The organism is Alsobacter sp. KACC 23698 (assembly GCF_045348435.1).
Classification (GTDB): domain Bacteria; phylum Pseudomonadota; class Alphaproteobacteria; order Rhizobiales; family Beijerinckiaceae; genus Alsobacter.
Genome location: NZ_CP157484.1, coordinates 1,342,884 through 1,366,029 on the forward strand (window position 1 = coordinate 1,342,884; position 23,146 = coordinate 1,366,029).

The following is a 23,146-nucleotide window of genomic DNA, read 5'->3' on the forward strand; positions in this document are numbered from 1 at the left end:
CCCCCGCATGCGGCCGGCGCGCCGGCGCGCTGGCCGGCTCGGTCAGATGGAGGGAAAGCCCGGCGTGCGGCTGGGCGCGTCGAGGCCGAAAAACTCCTTGAACGCGGCGTCATAAAGCTCGTTCTGGTGGCCGAACATGGCGACGTTGAAGGTCGTGTTGACGAAATTCAGCCAGTCGGGATCGCCCTGGCGAAGGGCGGCGGCGTACAGCATCGAGAACCACTTCTTGCCGCTGTCGGCGTAGCGGGTCGGGTTTTTGGCGACCATCCACCGCACGGTGGACAGGTCGACCGCAGCCGCATCGGCCCGCTTCGACTCCAGCGCCTGGATGACGTTGGCCTGGGTGTCGATCTGCATGACCTGGGCATGCGGCAAGGCCTGATGCACCGAGTTTTCCGCATCCACGTTCTGCAGGATCGAGACGCGCGTCGACGCGCCGCCGGCCAGAAGCTGGTCGAAGCTCTTGTTTTGGGCGTCGGGACGGGTGAGCAGCGCGATGCCTTCGACGTAATAGGGCCGGGTGAAGGCGACGAGTTGCGCCCGCTGCGGCGTCACCGTCATGAACTGGATGACGATGTCGACCTTGCCGGTGGTGATGTTGGGAATCCGTTGGGCGGGGTCTTCGCGCACGAAGTCGACCTTGGACGCGTCATCGAACAGACCCTTGGCCAAGATCCGTCCCATGGTGATGTCCATGCCGACGAGTTCGCCCTTCTCGTTCTCAAAGTGCCAGGGCGCATTCGTGCTGCCGGTGCCGACGATCAGCTTGCCGCGATCGAGGACGGTGCGCAGCAGGCTGGTCGGCGCCGCCTGCGCCGCGGCCTTTTCCGCCGTAAGGGCCACGGTCGCCGCCGTGGCGGCGCCCGCCAGGGCCAGTCCCGTCGTGCTCAGCTTCAAGAATTCCCTGCGCGCCTGCTCGTGTCCCACGACGCTCTCCGTCCGGTACCGCCTCTCGTCCGGCGCGCCCGGCGGGTACCTGGGCCGGTCGCCCTTCTCGACGCACATGCATGGACAACGTGGTTCGAAGTGGACCCTCGTCCAATGAATTGAAACGAGCTTAGCAGGATGCGACCTGCCGTGAAGGGGGCGGGTCGCATCCTGGCGATCAAGGAGCGTCGCCTAATAGGCGACGCCCCGGATGGGCGCTGTTGGCGCGCCCGCCCCAACCCGGGGCGCAGCGTCGCCCAGCCTGGCGCAGGCCGGCGAACGTCATCGGTAAGCGCGGTGGCCGGACTTGCGGGTGGCTCGCCGGGAGGCCGCTGCGCGCCCATCCGCCGCCGAAGATTCCAGCCACGCTGCCGCCGCTCGCTCCAGCGTCAGCGGCGGTGCGACCGGCCAAACAGGATGAAGCGGCGGCCCTCGGGGGCGGCGAGGTGGCGTTGGCCGGCGAGGCCCCGAGCCAGACCGGCGCTTTGCAGGCGCGTCGACGATCGGTGGCGACCGCCAGCACGCGTCCGAGCACCACCAGGTCAGTGACCGGGGACGCGACGGAAGGCAGATCATGCGCCGGCCTGTCGACGCCGACGACGGCGGCAGCGCCTCCATCCGCCCCTCCAGGCGCGAGCTGTGCTATCTTCCGCGCATGCAGGACGGGACGGGGCGGTGATCACGGTCATAGGCGGCGCCAAAGGGGGAACCGGCAAGTCCACGGTAGCCACCAACCTTGCCGTGATGAACGCACGGCAGGGGGCGGACGTGCTGCTCGTCGACGCCGATGAGCAGGCCACCGCGACCGACTTCACCCTGATGCGCAACCAGACGCTTGCCCAAGGCGCAGGCTACACCTGCGTGTCGTTGACCGGCCGGGCGTTGGCGACGGAGCTTCGTCGCCTGGCCCCGAAATACGACCGGATCGTCATAGACCTTGGCGGAGGAAACCAGGCCAGCCAGCGCGGCGCCCTCGCCTTGGCGGATGTCTGTCTGTTGCCCTTCGGCCCGCGCTCTTTCGATGTCTGGACGCTGCAGCGCGCCGCCGACGTGATTGATGAGGCGCGCGCCCTCAATCCCGGTCTGAAGGCTTTGGCGTTCCTGAACAGGGCGGACGCGCAGGGGGCGGATAATGAATCCGCCGGCGCCATCATCCGCGCGCAGCCCAGCCTCACTTTTATCCCCACCCCGTTGGTGAACCGCAAGAGCTATCCGCGCGCGTCGTCCGTCGGGCTCGGCGTCGTCGAATTCACCCCCTCTGACGCCAAGGCCTGCGCCGAAATCGAGGCGCTCTACGAGGCCGTGTTTCGCCCGCCGCGGAGTTAGCCGAGACGCTCTCGCGCTCAGCGATCTTGCCAGATCCGCAAACTGAAGGGCGGCCGCGCGCTGACGCGAAGTGTATCCCGCTGTGACGCAGCAAGTGCCTTCGACCCAACGGGCGTCGGGCGTCTGCCTACGGCAGCGGCCAGCGTTCTGGGGAACCCCAGTGGCCGGCGAAGCCCATCCTTGATTGCGACTTGCCTCGCTGTCAGCGCCGCTCGCCGTCATGCCTCCCGCGGCCCGTAGGTTCTGACGGGGAACCGACGGGCTGCCCAATTGCATCTGTCGAGCCCGCCCTCGGGCTCCGATCACGCTCACGTCTTGGGTCGGGTCGAGCCCAGCTCAGGACCCCTGGGCCTTGCTGTGGCGTTGTTGAGCCGCAGTGAAGAATTCCCCCTCCAGGCTGCATGGAGGCCCCGCGGCCACCGTTAGCCCCGCGGGGCCTTCTTCATTTGCGCCGCGCCGCAACGCCCGGCCAGTGACGGCGCTGTTGCGGGGGCGTAAATGACAGCGCAGCAGCCGCCGTCGCAGGAGCCGTCCCTCCCAACTAAAGGAAAGCCCCGCCGAAGCGGGGCTGAAGCCGCAGCAACGGGCAGCGTCACTGCCCTTGCATTGGACCGAAACGGGCTACCCCAGTCTTAAGCCGCCTTGGCCTTTGGCGGACGGCCTCTCCTGGCCCGGGGGGCGGGCGACTCGGCGAAGGCCTGCACCGGCGCGCTCGCGGCGGGCTTGCGGCCCAGGCCCATGCTCCTGGCCAGTGTGGAGCGAGCCTCGGCGTAATTCGGCGCCACCATCGGGTAGTCGCTCGGCAGGCCCCATTTGGCGCGGTACTCGGCCGGAGTCAGGCCATATTTGACCGCAAGATGGCGCTTCATCGATTTGAAGCTCCTCCCGTCTTCCAGGCAGATGATCGCGTCCGGCGTCACTGATTTTTTAATGGAGACAGCTGGTTTTGCCTCGACGGGGGGCTCTTCGACTTTGCCGCCCGCCGCCGAGGTCAGCGCTTTGTGCACGTTGGCGATCAGGGCTGGTATTTCGCTATGCGAAATCGAGTTATTGGCCAAATACGCGGCGACGATGTCCGCGACGAAGTGTAGGGTGCTTTCGGGAAGTTCAGACATCTTCAGCTCCTATGCTTCACCACAGCTATAGGTAAGTAGATTAGATTACAAGTGGACAGTCATGGGCAGGAAGAGGCGCCCAGGGTTCGCCCGGAACGCCGCTCGCGGCTCCAGCCGTATCGCCCGATCCGGCGTCCCCGATCCTCGCCCGCGAGCGCCCGGCTCCGCCGTGCTTCCACCCGACGCACGCTCTCAGCGCCGACCCGCATCCCGCCCGAAGCCCTGCCTCACAGCGCCGCCGCGATGCGCGCCTTCAACTCGGTGGCCGTGAAGGGCTTTCGCAGCCAGTCGACCTCCTGACGAAGATGGGTCGCGGCCCTGGCGGCTTCCCCGGTCATGATGATCGCCGGAATGTCTTCGCCCTCATGGCGCAGCGTGAACATAAGGTCATCCCCGGTCTGATCGCCGAGGAAGTAGTCGAGGATCAACACGTCGTAATCCCGCACTCGGACGTGGGCCAGCGCGCTCTCCACATCGCCGGCGCAATCGACGTCATGAACGCCGATTTCGGCCAGCATCTTGGTCACGATGGTCAGCATGGGCGGGAAGTCGTCCACAACGAGCACGGTCGTCCGGTGCAAATTCTTGTCCATGCTTAGACTCGCGCAGCCTTGAACGTGTTCACCCTGCCGTGTCCCGGCGCCGTCACCGTCGGTTGCGGCAGATCTTCGGCCACGCTGGGCAGGATCTCGTCCAGCTTGCGCCGGATGGCGTCTTCCTTGAACGGCTTGAGAATATAGCCCGCGACTTTTCCTCGCGCCCGAGCCACATAACGCGGGTCGAGACTGCCCGTGATCATCAGGAAGGGGGCGGTGATCCCGGCGTCGTGACAAGCCTTGGCCAGTTGCAGACCGTCGATGGCGGGCATCTCGATGTCACAGAGGACCGCACGGTAGCTGCGTTGGCTGATGAGCGAAAAGGCCGTCCGCGCGTCCGCTGCGACGTCGATCTCGCGCACGCCGAGGCGGCCCAGCATCTTGACGATGATGGTCCGGACGGCGCCGCTGTCGTCGACAAGCAGGAGCGGTTCGGCGCGCTTGCCAAGACTGACGAAATCGTCGGTCAGATAGGTGTCGAGTTCAGGCAACATGGACGGTCCTTTCTGCCTTACTTCAGCGCAAGGCAGTTAAGGAAACGTTGAACGCAAGCACATGGTAAAAATCAACAATCTGTGCGTTGATAGGTAATAGCACGGATACGGCGAGGGCGGCCGCTGAAGTCGGTATCCGGCCCAACGAGCATCGTGGCTGTGTCGGCCAGTTCCGTGTTGGCAAGATCGGGCGTCGAAGTTCCCGCGCCGGACTGCTTTAAACGTATCGGCCCAAGCCGCGGCGATCGACACCAGCGGAGACGCGACGACCGGGACCGCAGAAGATCCAGCGTGCGTCGCTCCGCGAAGCGGAGATATTTGCCACACTGCACCGCTCGGCGAAGACCGAATGTGAGCGTATCCCCCGCTCGCTTCTTAACCCGCGTCGGCAGGGTTTGTCGTGCCGACAACCGATCCGGATTTCTAAGATCTGCAAGCCAGGACCCCGTTTCGGCTCTAATGCCGTACGAGTGAGGCGATGCCGTTCCGTGACTGGGCGGCGATGGATCAACTTCGGGGGGCCGCGGTCCTGGTGCTGGGACTGCGGATGTTCACCGTCTGGCCGGACGAGCGAAGCGAGGCGTTTGCCGGAGCCGCTGTGACTGTTACGCTGACGCTCGGTTCGGATGAGCATGCTTCTGGTTCGCACTTCAGCCCCGTCCGACGGGGCTGTCTTTTTTACCCGGTCGACCTCTTCCGGCTGTCCAACGATTCTGTGTGAAGCTCCACCGCGCCCGTCCGCGTTGGCCTGCCCCTGGCCGCAGCCCACCGCCGGTTGCCGTCGGGAAGAAAGCCGACATGGCTCGGGACCGAGTTCCGCGCCATTGCGTATGCACTCCCCACGCGGCAACTCGGAACGGCGCGCAGATTCCCACGCGCAGGCGCGACGCTCCATCATGGCCTATGTCTCGCGCCCGGCAAGCTCTGGTCGAGCGGCTGAAGGTCAGGGTCTTCTGCAAAGGCGGCCGACCGCACCCTAGCGCGAGCCGCGCGCTTTGGCCTCAGGTCGTGGCGCGCCCAGGCCCTCTGGAGCCGCGATCGAGGTTCTCTCCCGGCCGCCGGAGGCTGGCGGACGGACATCGCAAGTTGGGAACTGCATCAAGCGAGCACCCCGGCGCCAAGCGGGTTCGAATTCGGACATGGCTATAGGGGTGGCGGTTTGTCTTCCAAGAATCAACTGGCGTTTTCAGTCCCGCTAGCGAAGCTTGCGCAGCGGCGACACACCGCGGAGGGGGGCCGGCCATGGGCGATGTACTTAGGTCCGAGCTCGTTCGTCAGCTGCGGCTGAGCGGACAGGTCCAACTGAACGCGCGGGAGATCGACGCGCTGGTTCAAGCCGTGCGGCTGGCGCTGACGCGGCCGACCCAGGCGATGCTGAAAGCCGGTTGGGGGCACCATCTCAATGTAGAGACGCAGTTGGGGCGCGAATATGCCACCGACGACTACGAACGCGTGATGACGGCGTTTTTTGAGTCCCTGGCCGCGCCGAAACAGCCGAAGGAGACTCCCTCGGCCTCGGCTGGACGCCCAGGACCGCTCCGTGAGCGCAAAGCACATGGGCCCTAAGGAGGATCGGGACTCTTCACCGAGAACGCGCTGCATTTCAATGAGCGGGTCAGGGCGCCAGCGCTGTGCGCCCTGGGGGGCTTAAACCGGGAGCTTGCGAGGAGGCCTCCATGCGCATCCTGCTCGCGCCCATAAATGTGTCCCGGCCAAAGGCATAATAATTGAGGCCGCCGCCGAAGTCGCCGGACCGCTAGAACCGTGCGGACGGCCCGCGCCCTGATCAGCCGTGAGCCGATCGACGACGCTGTGCTGGATGAGGACTTGAATGGGCGGGCGGCCCGTCCCGTGGCTGACGTCCGTCGGAATGCCCCTGCCATTCGTGACCGCCTCGGGCTACGACGGCGCGGCCATGCCCCGCGCCTATGCTGGCCTTCGTTTCATCAAGGAAACGGCGCAGGCGCTCTGGCGAGGTCAGAGCGTCGCCGCCCGGCGACACAGCAAACCCGCGCCAGGGCCGATCAACGCGGCCGCCACGCCCGTCTGGATGATCCAGCTGCAGTCAGGGTCGGACATCCGCAGGCCGAGAAAAGTGCCAAGCAGCAGGAGCGATACGGCGCCCAGAGCGAAAGTCGCCACGAAGCCCACGGAGTAAGAGGCTACCCGACCATACCGCGTCCGGGCGAGGAAAGTCGTCCCCGCAGCAAAGACCGCCATCAAGCCCCACGTCAGCATCGCATTCATCCTGCGTCAGACTGACCCGATGATCGCTCGGCAAGCATTGAAGGATCGTAAAACGTGCTCACGCCAGGCGACGCCGTCGCGCGCCGCGCCCGTCCCTAATGGGCCCAATGCCCCGCCCGACGCGAGCGGTCCAACATGCCTGCCTTTGGCTCATCGCGAACGGGCCACGGCCCACTTCAGCGTGCGGATTGCCCGGAAGCGATCTTTGGGACGGTAAGGGGTGAGGTCGCGCTGCGTCCCTTGCGCTCCTTCTATGGCGGTCACCGGCTCCGCAGCGCAGTCCCAGCGCTCTTGGCATGCGATCGCAACGCCTGCGCCGTGCCCTGGGCCACTGACGGCGGCGATGGCGCATTTGGCGTCCGTAGGCGCTGGGCTTGCCACCAGGGTCGCCGCCGCGGCCGCAATTCGCGGCGGCGCCCGCCAATCCCGGGCCGCCGGCCAGCTGGCCGCCGCCGTGACGGCGATGTGTCTGGCTCACTGCTAAGCCACCAGCTTGCGGCGGCGCAGGGCGGCTTGGCTGCCGATGAGCCAAATGGAGCGGGCCGGCGGCTCGGAACCCTGCGTGTCCGATCGCCCGGGCGGAGTCCTGCGCCGCTTTACCGCGGCGTCGGCCGGCCGCGCCGCGGCTTGGCGAGATCAACCCCGTTCTCGCGCAGCCCCCAGTGCTGGCTCGCCCGGGCAGGACGTCCGCTCCGCAGATCGAACCGGAATTGCGAAACGAACCACATCGCCGCGCGGGGGCCGCCTTGCCCCAGCGGCCGCCCCGCCTTCGCGGGCCCGGGGGCGGCGGGCTGAAGGCGCCAGTCCGCGCACCGCGGCCGGCAAGAGCCGATCGAGCCGGAACCCCGTGCTGGGCTGACCGGGGTCGCCATCGGCGCCGAGGAGACGGCGTATGATTATGATGACGCCTCGTCGCCGCGGCGCAGCAGGAATTCGGCCCCACGGCGCCGCCCACGGACATCGCCGCCTTCGCCCGCAACGCCGTCTTGCGCCGGCTGTCCCAGCTGCTCGCGGCCAAAGCCGCTTGCCTGGACCGTGAGCCTGACGGCGAGGCGGCGGCGCAGATCCATAGGGCGGCCGGGCGGGCAAGCAGGGTCACCTTCCAGCCGCGGGGCTCCGCTGCGACCGCGGCTTGGTTCGCACGAGGCTGCTCGCCCGTTTGAGAAGCGGGCGAGCTGGCCGACCCTGAGCCGCAGCCGAGGGCCTCATGCAAGCGCAAGCCCGGCCCATCTTGCGAAGAACGTCGTGGGGCGTTCGCGTGACCTTAACGCACCCAGCTTGCCCGGTCGCCGCAGACCGGCATTCTAGGCGCGCGTTACCGTGGTGCCTCAACACACGAATACATATTAATCTGTTCGAAAATTTAATTTGCGGTGCGATATTCTTGAGATATTCGATCGCGGGTGCGGGTAATTGTCATGGTTTCGGAATGTGATAGGCTGTGCAGTGATGTCGGACGTTGGAGAACAACGCCGACGGGCAGAGAGAGTCGCTTCAAGCCTCTGCGGCGCAGGAGGAGAAATGACTGCCAAAAGTCAAGTGCTTCCAGGCGGCGACGGACTCCGGTCGGCCCTGGCCGAGGCGCTTCAGGGCGAACAGATCACTTTCGTGCCGGCTGAGAGCCGATCAAGCGCCAGCCTCTCGTCCATGCCCGGGGTCGCCGACGCCTCGGTCGGAGAGATTCGTGCCCTCGCGCAGAAGCTTCACGATGATCTTGTGGCCAACAACGCGGCGTTCAGGGCATGGCTGGCGCTCAATGTAGCGCTCGACGCGCTCGACGCTGCCTGGCCGGGGCGCTCGGCTGGATCGGGGGCCAAGCCCGTTGCGGGCACGCAGAGAGCGGCGCGGCGCGCGCGGACTCAGGGCCTGACCCATGCCCCGCCCGCCAGCGCAGAGCAGCCAAGGCGCACGATCGCCGAAGCGGCGTTGACGGCCCTGAAATACCGCCGCCGTCCTATGACCACGGCTGAACTGGTCGAAGCCATGCTGGCCGACGGCGCGCAGCACGCCTCGGCGTCCGTGTCGTCCACTCTGTCGCAAAACCCCCAGTTCCGCAGCTTGCGCTGGAATGGCGCCAAGCGGTGGTGGCCGGCGCAACTGCGTCCCCCGCGCGAGCCTAGCCGCACGGGAGAAGCCGGCCTGGATGACGAAGGCTAGCTCCGCTTTTTGCGGCCCTTGCATGAGGAGCAAAGGCGTCTTCGACTGCTCGCGCAGTTGGGAGTTCAGTGCTGCGTCATTGCGCCTAGCGTCTGCTCACAAGCAGACGCGGAACGGTGGGGCAAGGGGCCTGAGGTCGCCGTCGCAGACGCCGATCGCCATACGCGTGATCCGATCCCGGCAAGGACAAGGCCGTTAGCCCCTAGCATCGCGCCGATGAAGATCGCCAGCTCACCACCGAGCCAAGCCCCGCCAGCCGCTCCAATCAGCGCTCCCAAGATCGCCAAAACCGCGTAACCCCCGGCCATGCTGTTTCTCCACCACACATGTGCTGGGTAGCATAGATTCGACGAAAGCAACGCAAGGAAAACTACGGATCTGGGGATATCTTCCCCGGTCGGCCGATTGCTCAGAAGTCGAGCGGCCGCCCTTGGCGGTTCTCTTCGGTCCCGACGCTTCGCCTCCGCCAGCCTTTAGGCCGATCTCGTTTATTAAATCCGAACGCGCTTAGAGAATTTGTTGAAGTTTCGCCGCCAGAGTGGCGAGCTCGCTCTGCCGCCGGATCGCCAACCGGGCGTAGATAGATTTGAGCACGGTGCGCACTGTGGCCTCCGCAAGCCCCAAAGCTTCGGCGGCCTCGCGCGGTGTGTGTCCGCCGCCGATGAGCTGAGCGATCTTGGCCTGCCCGGGCGTGAGCCCCATGGCGATGAAATGCCTCTGCGCCTGCGCCGAGCCCTCCGCAGCAAGATCATGGATCAGGACGAGCACGCGGCCGGGACCCCAGGTCCATGCCCCGGTGCGCGGCGCCGCAAGGATCTGAATGATCAAGTCAGGGCGGACGCGGCCGGGCCTGGTCACGGCGATGGCGGGCGGCGGCAACTCGCCTTTCATTACGGCGTCGATTGCGCGTTCGAACGCAGAGGCCTGCGTCCCGTTTCGGATGCTCAGCCGCTTCACCGAAAGCCCGAACACCGGCCCGATCAGGCGGCGGCCCAAGGCGTCGGCGTGCACGACGCCTCCCGCGCCGTCTAGCAGGAGGTAGCCATGCGCCTGGTGTTCCCTGGCGGTTTGCTCCGCCGCGAGATCGCGGGCGGCTTGGCTCACCAGAAAAGACGTGGCGAGGGCGCGTCCGGCGTGCTGGCCCAGGATCTCCAGCCTGTGCCGCTCCGCCGCGGTGAAAAGGCCATGCTTGGCTTCCCGTTGCACGGTGATGGCGATGACAGGGCCGCCTGGCGGGCTGACGACTTGCGACAGGGCGCAGCCAAACCCGAACGGGGCGAGAAATTCCTGATAGAACGGATCGCGGGCGATCCGGTCCGGCCCGACGAAATCCACGTCCAGGTGGAGCCCCGATCTTAAGCCGAGGGCGCGCCCCCGTTCTGCGCGGGTGTCGCGTTCCCACCACCCGCCGCGCACATAAGCCGTACCGGATTCGTCCAGTGAAGGCGACCAGATCGGCGAGAAGGTCGCAGCGCCGCACACCGGAACCACGATCGCGCCCACACCCCCGGTCGCAGCCGCCAGAAGCGCCAGCGCATCCGCCCAAGCCTGGGGAGCCACGCTGCAGTCGTAAAAGCGCTCGGCGAGCGCATGGACGTCATCGCTCATCGTTGACCGCCATTGGCCGTACTTTGCACAACGCGATTAACCGAAAAACGTTTATCGCGAAGAAGAGGATTCGAGAGAGCATACCTCACCTAGGGCTATCCAGCCGCGCAAGCGAGTCGCAAAGTAGACGAGCGCTGATTAGGTGCGGGAGCGAACTTGTCGATCAAGCTTTGGATGGCGTCTTGGATCGTGAAGACGTCGCGTGTTTTGGAAAAACGGGAGTACGATCGCGCCTCGCAACTTTTGCGTGATACCGCGCGCCGGATCACGCGGACCACTCGAACCCACGCGGCCGGCAGCAAGCGTTCACGGCCGTGGGGTCTGACGCATCTGCAGGTTTTCTTGATCTTGGCGTTGTTGACATTGATAATTATTAATGTGCGCGAGCCATAGCTAAGCGAAGGGCCATTCTCATCCGACGCTCCGGCCAGGGACGAGCGAAATGAGCCATTTTCCGAAGCGATCTTGCTTAACTGCCTGCGTGGAATAAACGGCGATTAATGATAGTTGCTTCAGCATGATCAATTTATGCTATCGTGTGCAATCTCGGTGAGCAGGGAACGACACGGTGAGATTTGCGGGCTGGATAACGGACTGGTTGCACTCGCGCGTGATCGCCGCCTGCCTGCAGGACATCGCGCAGCTTCACCAAGATTTAGACGGGCGCGCAGTTTCGGCGGGTGCCATTGCGCAGGGCTTCAGAGCAGCGCTGGCCATATTGACAGTGGAAGGAGTCACGGAGGACCCTCGGCAAATAACAACAAAGATCCGGTTGTTCGATCCAGAGTGGCGGGTCTTGATCGCCGAACAATTCCTCAACACCGCCAGCGACCTCTCCAATCATTATCCAGCCTACGCCCGTGCGTACCAGGCGTTGGCGGCCTGGGTGAAACTGGTCGACTTGGACGAGCGATCCCGTCCCCCTGCCGGACAGGGAATGGCGGCGATCCTGCGCCGCGGTTCGGCGGCGATTGCAAATTGTGAAGAAGCTTATGAGCGCACAATGCGTTTAGGACTGGGCGATCGCGTGCTGACGCACGATGGTCCCGCTGAAGTCGACCACAGCGATGCCGCTTGCGAGGAGCGTCGGTCCACGGGATAGGGGCGGGGCGGATCCATAGGCGCCAAAGCCCGGACGCTTGCTCGACAGCACCGAAACCAAAGCTCGCCGGGGCCCGCCGAGGCGGGCTGCAACTCTCCGCCATGCTGAACGAGCGGCTCCGATCATCGCTCAACAGAAGCGCCCAAACGGGTTAGGCCTTGGCTCCTCTTCCTCCGCCGGTTGGTCGCTGGCGCTCAATGAGCGCCGACATCTTGCGGCCGACGCGCGACCCTCTATCCCGCTGCTCTCACTCCAGTGATCGAGCCGGCGACGGCGGTGATAGCGCGGTCCAGCCGGGGCCGCGCCGGACCTCCGTGTTACTTTCTGGCGCAAATCGCCCGGGCCTGAAGCACTGGATCGCTGTCTGAAATTGAGAAGCAATAGACGCTGGTCTCGTCCATTCTGGCCGGCACGCCACGCTGGCAGGTGCCATTCACAGGGTATTCGTCCTCGCCGCATCGCGCCGTGCACGTCATGGCCGCGGCGCAGTGTTGCACCAGTACGCGTAGTGGCGTCCCGGAGACGCCCGCAAGGCCGTTGGCGCCGGGCGGTCCAGGCGGCCCTTGCGGTCCGACCGGCCCCGGAGCGCCAGCCGCTCCGGCGGGCCCGATCGGCCCGGCCGGGCCAGGATCGCCCTTTGCGCCTTGCGCGCCCTGTGGGCCCTGCGGCCCTTGATAGCCGGCTAACCCTTGCGGACCTTGCGGACCGGGGGGGCCCGGAGGTCCGTCCGCGCCCTGCGGCCCGGCAGAACCGGCCGGGCCCAAGGCGGTGCTCGCTCCCGAGCCGTCCACGCCAGGAGGTCCAGGCGGGCCCGCGGGGCCGACGGGACCGGCAGGACCGGGTTCGCCTCGAGGTCCGGCCGGTCCGGGCGCGCCAGGCGGCCCCGCCGCGCCTGGATCGCCTTTCGGCCCCGGATCGCCTTTAGGGCCAGCCGCTCCCACCGGGCCGGGCGGCCCAACGGCGCCTGGATCGCCTTTCAAACCTGCATCGCCTTTCAGACCCGGTTCGCCATGCGGACCCGGATCTCCCTTGACGCCGGGCGGACCGGCCGGCCCCGAGAGCGTCGCCGCCGGGGCGGCGGTTTGGCTTCCGCCGGCGACTGACGCCTGCCCGCAGAACCCAATCACGGCCTGACGCTGCTCGTCATTCGCCTGCAGGTCGACGATGCAACTCGAAGGCCGGTAGATGAGGCGAAAGATGAACCGGCCGCTCTGATCCGTGTGCGTCTGGTGCACCTTGTCGAGGACGACGGTGGTCTGGCGGGGCGGGTTGAGCCGTCCCATCACCCTCAGTTCTCCCCCGGCGATCATCGCTTGGTCGACCAGGATCTCTGCTTCTGCAGAGCCGCACGCCGCCGCGAAGATCGCAGCCGTCAGGACAGATCGGAGCATCCGCACGCCCTCATGTCTGCGTTCAACAGAACACTGGATCTATTCTTGCCGGAAAATCGGAAGGGCGAAATTGCAATTCAGTGGTAACGATTCACGATGGTTAGTCGGCCGCGCCCGCGTTAACCCACGTGCTCTCCTGGCCGGGCTTGGATCCCGAGCGGTCCGAAATGGCTATGCCGCGACGCCGCACCTGGTCTCCGGGGCTACAGCCTGAAAAGGGCGACATGAGCCACGCCGTTGATGTTGAGAGCACGGGCCGCCCCGCGGGACAGGTCGATGGTGAACCCGCTCTTGGCCCTGGCTCGCTCATTGGTGCGGTCATTGATGCGAACCACGACGGATCGGCCATTGTCTTGATTCACGACGCGGATCTTGGACCCGAAGGCCAGGGACGGATGGGCCCCCGTCAGGCCGTCAGGATTATAGACTTCGCCGCTCGCCGTGCGTCCTGGGTGCTGGTACCAGGTGGCGCGGCCATGGGCGAACGGCCTGCCCTGCGGCGCAGGGGAGAGGACGGCGGCGTCAGTCGTCTTTGGCGTGGTCGCGAATGGGCTGTCGCCCGCGGCCCTCAAATTGGGCTGCAGAGGCAACGTCAGGGTCCCCGTCGTGGTCGGCCCGTTGTCGATAGGGATTTCGGAGCCGATAGAGTCACCGGCCTCTTTGGGTTTGGCCTGAGCCGTGGCGGCCTCGGCGGGGGCGATGAAAAGCCCCTTCAGGCTGGCCGCGAGACCCCGTCGTGGCGCATCGAAGGGAATGGCGCGCGGTTCGGTCGCGATCGCGCCGCTCATGGGCGAGATATCGTCGCTGGATAGGGAGGAGGCTGGCAGCCGGGCCTGGACGTCCGGTCGCGTGAATTGGGGCGCGACGGTTCGGACCATGTCGAAACGGTCAAAGCCGCCGATCTCCATGTCCTCCTGCGCGGCCGCTCGAAGCGGAGCGATGGCGGCCGTCAAGGCCAGCACCAAAGCAGATCGCCATAAGTTAAAGATCAGAGCAGCAGAACTTGAACTGATCATGGACCGTTCTCCCGTTCGCGGCCCCTCGACCAACTAGAAACCTTAAGACAGCTCTTTGTTCCGCTGACTAGCCATGAGCGATTGCCGCCGGACGAACAGGCAGGGCGACCAGCACGCCGATACGCCGGGCCTGCGTCACCCCTGACGACTCAAGGGCCCCAGGAAGTCTGCTGCGCGAGATGGTGCAGGCCCGTTGGACGTATTATCGTTATCAAGCTCGCGAGTGAGTTGGGTATGGAGTTCGCGAACGACGATTATGAGCGGATGATGGCCGCCTTTTCGGGCCCAACCAGTCGCCCGTGGCGCCGAATCCGGTCTGAGAAGGCGCAGTGGGTCTGGGCATCTCCGTGAGCAGCATACAGGGCCACCGCGACGGTCGCCGCTGCGCGCCAGCTCGGTCAGGTCGGCGTGTGGGAGCGAGCCGGATTCGGTGAGCGATCACGTTGCAGGCTTGGCCGGTGGTGAAAAGCGCGGTGCGACCGGGCCGCAGCGCCTTGGCGACGCGCGCCACCGCAGCCGCGTCCCAGTCGCCAGGCGAGACGCATCCGTCGCCTCCAGCAACCGACATGCTTCGACGTCGCTGCCGATGCCGGAAAGAACTGCGGCCGGGCTCGTGCTGCGTCGGAGCGGCTTTGGCTGCGCTCCTCAGAGCGTCTCGTTGCGCGAAGATCCGCCAACGAGAGCGGACCTGCGCCGCCGCCGTGAGTCTGACGTCGCACATGGCTAGAGGCCGTGCTCCGGCGCGCGCGGCGGCTAACCCTGGACGCAGAGGCGCGAGCGGGAAGACTGACGATTGGGTCGGGACAGGCATTTGATGTGACAGGCGACACTTTCGGTCTCGGCGCCGCGAGCTAAGGTGAATTGGCAAAGCCTTCTGCGCTCAGTGGCGCGTCAGCGCGCTTGCGGAGCGAACCCACCAGCCCGCGGTAGGCCGCTTCCACGCACATTCCCCAACATGAAGCGGCGCTGACGCGGAGTCATGCAATGACCGTCCTGTTCACTATGCCAGACATGCGCTGGACCGTTGTGTGTCAAGACAACAAAGATCGGTGGGTGTGGCTTTATACGTTCAACAGCAACGGTACAGTCGCCTGGAAGGACGAACTTAACGGCATGACGGGCAGCGGCTCATGGAAGCTGCAGGGCGATCAATTGGTCACGACGTGGAAGGGCTCGGCCACGACCGAGCGCTGGCGGATGCCAATCGATACAGCGAGATGGAGCGGTTCGTGCACCATGCACGGCAAGTTTTACAGCCTGAGCGCCGTATCCCGCGACGTGATGGACCCTGTTGTCCCACCGTCCAAATTCCTGACCACTAAGGACGAGAAAGACGCGTTTGTCGCGCGTTGCAACATCGCCGCCGGCCGGCTGCAGCAATTGCAGATGCTGTTCATGGCGTTCCTTGGCCAGATCGCCACATCCTATTCGCAAGCCTATGAGGCCCACCGCGGATTTCTCGCTGACCTGGACCGATCGATGCAGATCAGAAACGACCTGATGGTCGGCTTCGCGCTGGCTTTCCTGGGCGGCGGACTGGGCGGCGTGGTGGGGGCGACCTTGAAGAGTGCCGGCGATACCGATTTTATGATCGACGGCATCAAAGACCTCGCCAAGTTCGGCGTCAGGGGGCCAGGCGGAGTCGCCTTGCGTGCGCCTCCATCTGGGCGCTTGCCGGGGTTGCCGGACCAATTCGCCAACGCGCTGAGCACGCGAGCCCACACCGAGATGGCGGCTATGGCGGCCACCATCAACTTCTGGCGGGAAACCGTGAGCAACGGCTCTGAGGAGGTCGAGAAGTTCGATCCCGTCGACACGATTGTCGGGGCTTTGTTCATCAGTGAGCCTGGCGTCACCGTTCGCCTGAACAGCCTGCCGCTGATCGACGTGGCCAGCCTGAAAAACGACTTCCAACGCGGCTTTCTGGTCGGATGGTTGGAGACAGATGCAAAAAACGTTACTCGAATCCCGACCAGCCGAACTGAGGCGCACAACAAATCAATCCTCTACGGCCAAAATCTCGGAATCGCCAACATTCAGGCTCTTGTGGAAAAGCACATCGAGCTGTTTGTGGATTGAAGCGCCCTGGCCGCGTCCATCGCGCTCGCCGATCGAGATTACCGCCAGAGATGAACAGCAGGCCTTCGTCTCGCGCGACGATGCGCCCGGAGCTGAACGCGGGGACGCGGCACAACATCGAACTTGCGTCGGACCACATGGAAGGACCGTCGAGCGCAGTAGGGCGCAGTCCCTCCAGCCGCGGAGGCTTGAGGTCCAGGTTGTGTCTGGTCTTCTCCGCCGGCATATCGGCGGCTGCGGTCATTTGCCGAATGCTCGCGCAACGCCTTGTCCAGGAGCTTAGCTCCAGGCGCCGCCGGGACTTTGCACCCCGCCGTAAATTGTCTGATCAGCGCGCTCTCGACCGGCGAAGTTTGCTCGCCCAACACAGGATGCCGACGTCGCCGTGCTGCAAATCGCCTGGCCGGTCCCTGGCGCGAGGCGGCGGTCATGAACTCGTCAACCAACGTATCGCGCTCGCCAGGGCGCAACTCGGCCGAAAGCTGCTTGCGTTGCAACTGGCCCATCGTGGCAGAGACCCCCGCGCCCACACATTGGGTATTCAGGCGGCATCGTTTTTTCAGGGGTCGGGCAGGCAGCGGTCCCAAAGGGCACGAGTGGGTGCTCTAGCCAGCATGTAGCGAAGTTCAACACACCCCGGCCCACTGATAGGAGGGGGGCTCCGGAAAGATCCGAGCGCGCCTGAGCTGCTGCTCGCCGTGGTTCCGAACAGGGTCGGTCGTGCTCGGCACGGGGAAGCGATCTGGCCTGCGCTTCTCAATCCCGCTGCTCGGATGCGGACTGGCCATCAGGGCTCTTTATGCGACTTCGGGCGGCATGGACTTTGGGGAGGGGGGAGGAGGATACTGGGGAGATCGCGCTCCATGAAGCGGGTGCCGGTATGAGCGACCATATCTCTAAGGAGACGCTTCAGCTGCTCTGCAATACGGTACAACAGCGCTTGAAGACGCAAAGCGCCGACTACCGGATGTTGCTTGCCCTGGAAGACGCAATGCGCAGGGTAGAGGAGGGTGTAGCGGCCGCTCCGATCGGGGAAGCTCATTCGGCCGAAGGCTCAGCTCTGGAACTGGCTATCCGGGTGACGCAGGCCGGAGCAGCCAAACGGGTCCTGCAGACCCGGGGCGAGCCGGTGCCCATTGACGAGTTGCTCCAGCTCATGCCGGTTTTCGGCGGGCGCACAACAACCCGCGCGTCGCTCTCCTCCAGCCTTTCGCAATCGCCAGAATTTGTCAGCGTGCGTCACAAGAGCCGTTGGTGCTGGTGGCTCGCGGCTGAGCCCCGGGACCGAAAGTCAAAGCCGCAGGACCAAACCGCCTCGCGTTCCCTGCGCTGGCGGATCGGGCGCCGCAGAGGGTAGGGCGGTTGAGGGGGCCAGACCGGAAGTGGATTGTCGCACGGCGCCAAAAAGAGTCTTTCCGAGCGACCCTGCTCTCTAGTGGCGCGGAGCTTTGCTGCGTCATGGTTGGCGGGCTGGCGAGGAACATGGGCCCTTGCTGAGTCAGTGCGCCTTCCGAGGTGCCCGCCGCGAAGGCGAAGACGGGAGGTCCGCTGCTTCAGCCCAGATCGATAGAGCTCCAAATCTGCAGCAGGCTAGGGCTCCAAGAGCCATTCAAATCAGCCTCTTCTCGCGGGAGCTAAGAGCCGGGGCTCTGAACGAAATGCGCGCCTCTCGCCAAAGTCGGCGGGGCTAGATCACCTACAGCCACAGTTCGGAGCACCCGATGCAGCACCGATACGCCGCCGTGAGGGTGCTCCTCGCAACATGGGCCCTTGCCGAGTCAGTGCGCCTACCGAAGTGCGCCTAGATACAGCGCTTCAGACCAGCCAGATGCCCTCGGCGATCTGCGGCGCTACCTGCGCCTTCATTTCGGCGCTGTCGCTGAAGGCGAGCAGCACGCTTTCGCGGCTCTGGCCGGCGGCAAGGGCGTGGGTCCAGCCGTTTAGACCGGCGGCGTCGGGAGCGCGGTCAAACACGTTCGTGTAGAGCGCGGTGACATAGTCGGCGTTGCTGAGCGTCTGGCCGTAGCGCGGCTGGAACTCGCCCGACGAGACGAAACCCTGGGCGATGCTGGTCAGGGCGGCGCCTGGTCGGCCGCCTTGACCCAGCCGGACAGGCCCTGGGTCTCCGGCGTGCGGTCGAGCGCGGCGTGAGAGAGGCGAAAGATCTGGCCGGTGCCGGCGTCGTTGTCCAAGGCCAGCGTGGCGTTGGTGAAGGCGATCCGCTCGACATTGACCAGCGTGTCGACCTCGCCGTCATGGCTGGTCAGGATCATTTCGCCTTTCGCGCCGCGGCTGGCGACGGAGTTGGCGCCGGCGAACAGGGCGACGTCGTTGCCGGCCCCGCCGTCAACAAAGTCCGATCCCGGGCCGCCGACCAGCGCGTCGTCGTCGTCGCCGCCAAGCAGCGTATCGTGGCCGCGGCGGCCGAACAGGACGTTGTTGGCTTCGTTGCCGACGAGCTTGTCCGCGCCGTTGCCGCCAATAGCCGTCTCGAAAACGGTTCCGGCGGCGATCTGGAGGGCGTGGCCGGCGATCGTCGAGGTCGCGCCCGGCGCCAGGTCGATTGTGACGGAGGTCGTCACGGCAGCGGCGTTGATCGTGTCGGTCCCGCCGGCCTCGGCCAGCGTGGCGGGTCTTGGCGAGCCATTGGCCAGCTTGCTGAACTTGTCGGTGTAGACATAGACGTCGTCCGGGCTCTGGGCCGCGCCGAACACGGTGAGCGTCGCGGCCGACAGCGCGCCCGCCGTTCCGGCGGCCGTGTCGGTCACCCGCAAGGACCAGACGCCGCCGGACTCTTCGCCCCGGAAGGCGCTGGAGGAGACCTCCCAGGCCCCCGAGAGGGCCCCGGCCGCATCATGAGTAACTTAGCCGTCGTTCCGGACGGCGAGATCAGTTCCACCACGAGGTCGGCCATGCGGCCATGGCTGAGGCCAAGGTCCAGCACCGCCCGTTTCACCGCCACGCCCGACTGCAGCGTGAAGCTTTGGTGACCGACCCCGCGCCGTCCGGAATGGCCGCACCGCCCGCCGCGACGCTGACAGCTTCGCCTCATTGGCGGAGGTCAGTCGCCCCTACCGGCGTCCGCGGCGGCCTGTTTAGGGGCGAGGCTCAGGAACCGGCCCTCTCGGGACGGCTCTGGCCCGCACGCCGCCAGGCGCGAACGGGTTTCGCTGCGCGGACAGCCAAACGCCTCCGTTGGAGCGAGCCCTCTCCCGTGCCCAGCTCACGACAAAGTCCACGGGCTTCGCGCCACCCAGCGACGCAACCGGCACGCTCCACCCCCCCCCCCGCGCCGGCCAGCGGCCCGTTCCCGTTGTCGTCGGGGAAGAAGCCGTTGCCGACATTGCTGTTGCTGTTTTTGTTCCCGGAAAATTTCCGCGCGGCTGAGCCGGTGATGACGCGGCGCTCAAGGTTGAGGTCTTCTCGAGAGGCCTGGCGCCAAAACCGCCGAATGTTCGTCCGCGACGGTTTTGATACCGGCTTCAGATCTTGCGCAGTCCGCAGCAGGCTGAAATCACTGAGGGCTGGGGCGTTGCGCCGACTGGCGGCAGCCGAAGACCGCGTGGACAACGTCCCGCCGGCACGAGGACCAGGACGCGAAAAGAGGCAACATTGCGCCACCGTCCAGCGCAGTCGTGCAATTTCGTCGAACTGCCGCGATGCTGGGAACGTATTCGGATCGACTGCAATCACTTCAGGCAAGCTGGCGTGGAGGACGCTGCGCTTGGCCCAACTCTTACATGTTCCACCGCGGCTTTATCCAACCTGCGCTCGTTAGCGCTACAGCAACCTGGATCCGTTGACCGGCTAGGCGCTTTGCTATCAACATGGTCGATCAATCACCTTAACCCTCCGCCCCGAAATCCTAATGCGAGGCATGACCCATTTAGGCCGCATAAAGCTTTGGCGTGACCTATTTGAGCCAAGGGCGGGTCAAGCATGCGCGCTGTGAGTCGGTGCCCGACCGGGATCGGAAGAGCGACGGGTTCGGCTCGTGCGACCTGGGCAAGGTCCAGCGCGGACGCCCATCTGACGAAGGCGGCGACATGAATCCAAAGTTGCTGGAAAACGAGTTTCGGAAAGCGCTGTCCAATGAGTTTGGCCCGGCGACCCTCGCTGCTGCGTTGACGCAAACAATCGGCGCCATTAAAGCAGCCAGAGCGATGCAGGCCAATTGGCAAACCCTGGCCGACATCTTGTCGCGCGCCTTGAAAGCTGAAAAACGTGAAGCAGTCAGCGCCGCCACGCTGCGAGGCATGTGCCGCCGCTTAGAGAAGGCGATTCAAGGTCAAAAGACACTCGGTGTTACCGCTCGGAAATCGCCCTCGCCAGAGATCGTTGAAGCTGGCGGCGCGGCAAGCCGCCCAGGTGAGCTCACAGCATCATCCCGCTCGCCCAGCGAGGGCGCTCGTCTCAGGTTTGCTGATGCGGATGCGGACTTGGAGGTGGACCGGATTGCCAGACGGCGGGCGAAGCTTCGCACTCTTGGCTAGCAGGGCGTTGAAGAAGTCAGTCCCGTTCGCAGACGAAGCCCGAATGGTCGCCCTGACGGATGAAGACGTGGCCGAAAAGGCGGCCGGCGGTTCCGAGCAGGACCCAGCCGCGGCCGCAGACTTCGTCGCCGTCGTCGTGGCCTTGGCAGGACAACTCGGCGCAGGCCGCGCCGTCCCGTGAGCCCGTAGCGGACTCAAGGAGCCCTTCACGGCGACGAAGGCGATCTCGCCGTCCTATGCGCCCTCGAAGGTGAGATGGGCCTTTTCGGCCAGGTCGAGGACGTTTTTGTCCCAGACATCGATCTCGACGATGCGCCAGCGGCCGGCGAAGGCCTTTGCGATGGCGGAGGTCCTGGCCATCAGCCGGGCTCCGCCAGGAGGCGCGGCAGGCAGACCAGGTTGTAGGCCGCGGCCGCGAAGGGGAAGGCCCATCCGACCGGATTGACGCCGCGCAGCATCGGCCGGCGCAAGCCCGCCACCGTCTTCATCCAGCTGAGCCCATGTTGGCGGCGAGCGTCACCGCGATGGGGCGGTCGGCGCTGGCTTCGATCATCGCCAACGCGGCCAGGGCGCCCGGCATGGCCGCTGGCCTGCGTCAGGCAGGCGTTCACGAACAGGCCGGAGCGGTTCTCCATCAACGCGCGGCCAACGAAGCAGAGCGGGTCTCCATGCCCCGCCCCTTGCGATGCAACTTCGCGTCCGGATCGGTGGTGCGGGCGTGCGTGGCGTTGGAGCGCGTCTCGGGCCGGAAGTCTGCATCCGCGTTGCGCCCGCCCGCAGGCGGGTCTTGATCGTCTGGCCTGTCGACCGGCTTAAAGCACTTCATCGAGGCCCAGGCCTGAACCAGCGTCCCGTCCACGCTGAACTGGTCGGTGGACAAGAGCCGCTGCACCCGGGGCTGAGCCAAGATGGCGTTCAGAAACCGACCGGCGGCAGCGCCCTTCAGCAACCGGTCCCGGTTCGTCGAGAAGGTCGAATGATCCCAGGCCGGATCGTCGATCCCGAGCCCGACGAACCATCGAAACAGCAGATCGGACTCCAGCCGCTCCATGACGTGCCGCTCGGAGCGGATCGAATAGAACGCCTGCAGCAGCATGGCCCACAGCAGCTTCTTGTGCGGGATCGAGGGGCGTCCCGTGCGGGAGTAAAGCGCCAATGGGCCTCCATCGCCGCGAGCGCCTCTTTGACCACCACTCGGATCGCCCGCAGCGGAAGATCCTTTCGGACCCGCGCCTCCAAGTCCACGCAGCTGAACAGCGCGCCCGTTCTCTCGCCCGAACCCCGCGAATCATCTTCAGGCCGATCATGCTTGAGTGAGATCACCTCTCGGATCCGCTCGCGAGCGACTTCTTCAACGGCCTGCTAGATCAAGGGACCTGAAGTGCGGAGCGCGAACGCTCGGGAATAGCGGCCTTGTCCGTCGTAACGCGGACGCGTTGGACGTCGCGAATATGGGCGCGGGGGAGCGAGCCGAGGTTGGGTGGCCGCCGCGAGCCCTTCGAAGCTCTCGCATAGTGGTGAGTCGCCGTGTCATCGACGGCGTGACCCAAGAGCGCAGCGACCTCGCGCGTGCCATTCACCGCCTTAATGCGCGCCGTGAACGTGTGTCTCGCGCTGTAGAGAACCAGGTGGCTCTTGCGCCGTGGCCAAAGGTGATCGCAGACTGCCCGTAACCTGTCCTGCAGCGCTCTGCGGTAAGTGGTCCACACCTCGAGGCGCTCGCCACCTGTCGTTCCGCTCAGCACACGGGACACGTAACTTAGCCAGGCTTGGATATGCTCGATATCGTCCTCTTCGTCCCAGACGAGACGCCGGTATGGGCCGTGGGAGCGCCCGTTGGTCCCCTTGGCGTTTCGAACGACGAGGACGTGTCGCGTTCCTTGCCAGTCCAGCCGGGCTTTCGCCCACTCGCAGGGGCGCAGCCCTGCCGCACAGGCGGCGCGGAAATAGGTCAGGAGCGCCTCATCATATCGCGAGGACCCTTTCGCCAGAGCCGCCTCAAGCTGCATCCAGTCCATCTCGTTGAGCAGTTTGTCCTTGTGAGAGGACGTCGCTGGCGGCAGGGAGGACGAACCTGGGCGTCCGAGGCCAGTCGCATCGTCGGAGAGCAGGCGCAGAGCGTCCGTCATCCGGCCCGGGGCAGCCCCCTGGAAGTCAATAAGAGTTGGCATGACCGTTGTGAGCGCGCTGCGGTAATGGCGCCGAGTTGAGGGTCTCCATTTCTGGAGATTGGCCCGAAACCAAACCACGAGGGCTACGGGATCGCCGCGTTCGGCGCCGCCCTTATCCGTCGCGCGTTGATGCAACCGTTGAGCGACGACCTCGTAGCGCGCCAGGGTGGAGTGGGACCGTGCCGGCGCCCCCGTTACTCCGAACGTCGCCTGTGAGATCGGGCTGGAAAGTGGCGAGCCCAACGAGTCAATGCGAGTCAGCGGGAGTCTGGAGGAGTCACCATGAGTCGGCCCATTCTTCGAGATGCTCGCGGGTGACAACGCCTCGAAAGACTTTCGCAACTGCTCAAGGCTATTGTTTTGCGGGGGATTTGACACGACCGCCTCCAGAACTAGGTTGGAGGCGACATTCGGCGAACATTCG

At 65.5% G+C, this 23,146-nt stretch carries 19 protein-coding genes and 3 pseudogenes; 9 read left to right on the plus strand and 13 right to left on the minus strand.

Features of this window, described 5'->3' with window-relative positions; genetic code table 11:
* Positions 1–42 precede the first annotated feature (42 nt).
* Positions 43–870 carry a transporter substrate-binding domain-containing protein gene (locus ABEG18_RS06215; protein WP_406858543.1) on the minus strand — a complete coding sequence of 276 codons (828 nt, stop codon included), beginning with the start codon at positions 868–870 and terminating at the stop codon, positions 43–45.
* Between the two features lie 732 nt (positions 871–1,602).
* Here ABEG18_RS06215 and ABEG18_RS06220 point away from each other — a divergent pair.
* On the plus strand, positions 1,603–2,253 hold the full coding sequence (locus ABEG18_RS06220; RefSeq protein WP_406857222.1) for an AAA family ATPase: 651 nt from the start codon (positions 1,603–1,605) through the stop codon (positions 2,251–2,253).
* 632 nt (positions 2,254–2,885) lie between these two features.
* Here the strand turns inward: ABEG18_RS06220 and ABEG18_RS06225 are convergent.
* From ABEG18_RS06225 to ABEG18_RS06235, 3 genes are all read right to left on the minus strand, one after another.
* Positions 2,886–3,368 (minus strand): MucR family transcriptional regulator, encoded by a 483-nt coding sequence (locus tag ABEG18_RS06225; RefSeq protein ID WP_406857223.1) that lies wholly within the window; start codon positions 3,366–3,368, stop codon positions 2,886–2,888.
* A 227-nt stretch (positions 3,369–3,595) separates the two neighbouring features.
* Entirely contained in the window at positions 3,596–3,907 is a 312-nt protein-coding gene (locus ABEG18_RS06230; RefSeq protein ID WP_406857224.1) for a response regulator, read from the minus strand.
* Between the two features lie 56 nt (positions 3,908–3,963).
* Positions 3,964–4,458 carry a response regulator gene (locus ABEG18_RS06235; protein ID WP_406857226.1) on the minus strand — a complete coding sequence of 165 codons (495 nt, stop codon included), beginning with the start codon at positions 4,456–4,458 and terminating at the stop codon, positions 3,964–3,966.
* 478 nt (positions 4,459–4,936) lie between these two features.
* Between ABEG18_RS06235 and ABEG18_RS06240 the strand changes: the two genes are divergently transcribed.
* Together ABEG18_RS06240 and ABEG18_RS06245 are read left to right on the plus strand one after the other, a co-directional pair.
* The gene (locus tag ABEG18_RS06240; RefSeq protein WP_406857227.1) at positions 4,937–5,179 is read left to right on the plus strand and encodes a hypothetical protein; all 243 of its coding nucleotides are present in this window, start codon (positions 4,937–4,939) and stop codon (positions 5,177–5,179) included.
* Positions 5,180–5,700: 521 nt separating this feature from the next.
* The gene (locus tag ABEG18_RS06245) at positions 5,701–6,024 is read left to right on the plus strand and encodes a hypothetical protein (RefSeq protein ID WP_406857228.1); all 324 of its coding nucleotides are present in this window, start codon (positions 5,701–5,703) and stop codon (positions 6,022–6,024) included.
* A gap of 411 nt (positions 6,025–6,435) precedes the next feature.
* Here the strand turns inward: ABEG18_RS06245 and ABEG18_RS06250 are convergent, their stop codons facing one another.
* Positions 6,436–6,696 (minus strand): hypothetical protein, encoded by a 261-nt coding sequence (locus ABEG18_RS06250; RefSeq protein ID WP_406857229.1) that lies wholly within the window; start codon positions 6,694–6,696, stop codon positions 6,436–6,438.
* Between the two features lie 1,530 nt (positions 6,697–8,226).
* On the opposite strand from ABEG18_RS06250, the gene ABEG18_RS06255 reads away from it, so the two are divergent.
* Entirely contained in the window at positions 8,227–8,862 is a 636-nt protein-coding gene (locus ABEG18_RS06255) for a hypothetical protein (RefSeq protein WP_406857230.1), read from the plus strand.
* 507 nt (positions 8,863–9,369) lie between these two features.
* Here the strand turns inward: ABEG18_RS06255 and ABEG18_RS06260 are convergent.
* The gene (locus ABEG18_RS06260) at positions 9,370–10,470 is read right to left on the minus strand and encodes a helix-turn-helix transcriptional regulator (protein ID WP_406857231.1); all 1,101 of its coding nucleotides are present in this window, start codon (positions 10,468–10,470) and stop codon (positions 9,370–9,372) included.
* 156 nt (positions 10,471–10,626) lie between these two features.
* Here ABEG18_RS06260 and ABEG18_RS06265 point away from each other — a divergent pair, with 156 nt between their 5' ends.
* On the plus strand, positions 10,627–10,863 hold the full coding sequence (locus ABEG18_RS06265; protein WP_406857232.1) for a hypothetical protein: 237 nt from the start codon (positions 10,627–10,629) through the stop codon (positions 10,861–10,863).
* Positions 10,864–11,068: 205 nt separating this feature from the next.
* Positions 11,069–11,572 carry a hypothetical protein gene (locus tag ABEG18_RS06270; RefSeq protein ID WP_406857233.1) on the plus strand — a complete coding sequence of 168 codons (504 nt, stop codon included), beginning with the start codon at positions 11,069–11,071 and terminating at the stop codon, positions 11,570–11,572.
* 1,594 nt (positions 11,573–13,166) lie between these two features.
* On the opposite strand, the gene ABEG18_RS06275 is transcribed toward ABEG18_RS06270, so the two are convergent.
* On the minus strand, positions 13,167–13,979 hold the full coding sequence (locus tag ABEG18_RS06275; protein WP_406857234.1) for a septal ring lytic transglycosylase RlpA family protein: 813 nt from the start codon (positions 13,977–13,979) through the stop codon (positions 13,167–13,169).
* A 984-nt stretch (positions 13,980–14,963) separates the two neighbouring features.
* On the opposite strand from ABEG18_RS06275, the gene ABEG18_RS06280 reads away from it, so the two are divergent.
* Positions 14,964–16,058: a hypothetical protein gene (locus tag ABEG18_RS06280; protein WP_406857235.1), complete on the plus strand. Its 1,095-nt coding sequence runs from the start codon at positions 14,964–14,966 to the stop codon at positions 16,056–16,058.
* Between the two features lie 880 nt (positions 16,059–16,938).
* Positions 16,939–17,415: a hypothetical protein gene (locus ABEG18_RS06285; protein ID WP_406857236.1), complete on the plus strand. Its 477-nt coding sequence runs from the start codon at positions 16,939–16,941 to the stop codon at positions 17,413–17,415.
* A gap of 458 nt (positions 17,416–17,873) precedes the next feature.
* On the opposite strand, the gene ABEG18_RS06290 is transcribed toward ABEG18_RS06285, so the two are convergent.
* The 3 genes and pseudogenes from ABEG18_RS06290 to ABEG18_RS06300 all read right to left on the minus strand — a co-directional run.
* Positions 17,874–18,164, minus strand: a complete 291-nt coding sequence (locus ABEG18_RS06290) for a DUF4214 domain-containing protein (protein ID WP_406858544.1) — start codon at positions 18,162–18,164, stop codon at positions 17,874–17,876.
* Positions 18,131–18,826: a M10 family metallopeptidase C-terminal domain-containing protein gene (locus tag ABEG18_RS06295; RefSeq protein WP_406857237.1), complete on the minus strand. Its 696-nt coding sequence runs from the start codon at positions 18,824–18,826 to the stop codon at positions 18,131–18,133. The genes ABEG18_RS06290 and ABEG18_RS06295 overlap by 34 nt, the downstream gene beginning before the upstream one ends.
* A gap of 122 nt (positions 18,827–18,948) precedes the next feature.
* Positions 18,949–19,110, minus strand: a pseudogene (locus ABEG18_RS06300) (hypothetical protein); the annotation flags it as partial.
* A gap of 856 nt (positions 19,111–19,966) precedes the next feature.
* Between ABEG18_RS06300 and ABEG18_RS06305 the strand changes: the two are divergent.
* Positions 19,967–20,551: a hypothetical protein gene (locus tag ABEG18_RS06305; RefSeq protein WP_406857238.1), complete on the plus strand. Its 585-nt coding sequence runs from the start codon at positions 19,967–19,969 to the stop codon at positions 20,549–20,551.
* A gap of 16 nt (positions 20,552–20,567) precedes the next feature.
* Here ABEG18_RS06305 and ABEG18_RS06310 read toward each other — a convergent pair.
* The 3 genes and pseudogenes from ABEG18_RS06310 to ABEG18_RS06320 all read right to left on the minus strand — a co-directional run bounded on the left by ABEG18_RS06310 (position 20,568) and on the right by ABEG18_RS06320 (position 22,680).
* Positions 20,568–20,911 (minus strand): annotated as a pseudogene (locus ABEG18_RS06310) (hypothetical protein).
* Positions 20,911–21,871: pseudogene (locus tag ABEG18_RS06315) on the minus strand (transposase). The pseudogenes ABEG18_RS06310 and ABEG18_RS06315 overlap by 1 nt, the downstream one beginning before the upstream one ends.
* Before the next feature lie 47 nt (positions 21,872–21,918).
* Positions 21,919–22,680: a hypothetical protein gene (locus ABEG18_RS06320; RefSeq protein WP_406857239.1), complete on the minus strand. Its 762-nt coding sequence runs from the start codon at positions 22,678–22,680 to the stop codon at positions 21,919–21,921.
* Positions 22,681–23,146 lie beyond the last annotated feature (466 nt).

Excerpts from the sequence above, each read along its gene's own strand:
- ABEG18_RS06225 (WP_406857223.1), bottom strand. The coding sequence starts at position 3,368 with ATGTCTGAACTTCCCGAAAGCACCCTACACTTCGTCGCGGACATCGTC.
- ABEG18_RS06230 (WP_406857224.1), bottom strand. The coding sequence starts at position 3,907 with ATGCTGACCATCGTGACCAAGATGCTGGCCGAAATCGGCGTTCATGAC.
- ABEG18_RS06235 (WP_406857226.1), bottom strand. The coding sequence starts at position 4,458 with ATGTTGCCTGAACTCGACACCTATCTGACCGACGATTTCGTCAGTCTT.
- ABEG18_RS06240 (WP_406857227.1), top strand. The coding sequence starts at position 4,937 with ATGCCGTTCCGTGACTGGGCGGCGATGGATCAACTTCGGGGGGCCGCG.
- ABEG18_RS06245 (WP_406857228.1), top strand. The coding sequence starts at position 5,701 with ATGGGCGATGTACTTAGGTCCGAGCTCGTTCGTCAGCTGCGGCTGAGC.
- ABEG18_RS06250 (WP_406857229.1), bottom strand. The coding sequence starts at position 6,696 with ATGCTGACGTGGGGCTTGATGGCGGTCTTTGCTGCGGGGACGACTTTC.
- ABEG18_RS06255 (WP_406857230.1), top strand. The coding sequence starts at position 8,227 with ATGACTGCCAAAAGTCAAGTGCTTCCAGGCGGCGACGGACTCCGGTCG.
- ABEG18_RS06260 (WP_406857231.1), bottom strand. The coding sequence starts at position 10,470 with ATGAGCGATGACGTCCATGCGCTCGCCGAGCGCTTTTACGACTGCAGC.
- ABEG18_RS06275 (WP_406857234.1), bottom strand. The coding sequence starts at position 13,979 with ATGATCAGTTCAAGTTCTGCTGCTCTGATCTTTAACTTATGGCGATCT.
- ABEG18_RS06280 (WP_406857235.1), top strand. The coding sequence starts at position 14,964 with ATGACCGTCCTGTTCACTATGCCAGACATGCGCTGGACCGTTGTGTGT.
- ABEG18_RS06285 (WP_406857236.1), top strand. The coding sequence starts at position 16,939 with ATGAGCGACCATATCTCTAAGGAGACGCTTCAGCTGCTCTGCAATACG.
- ABEG18_RS06320 (WP_406857239.1), bottom strand. The coding sequence starts at position 22,680 with ATGACGGACGCTCTGCGCCTGCTCTCCGACGATGCGACTGGCCTCGGA.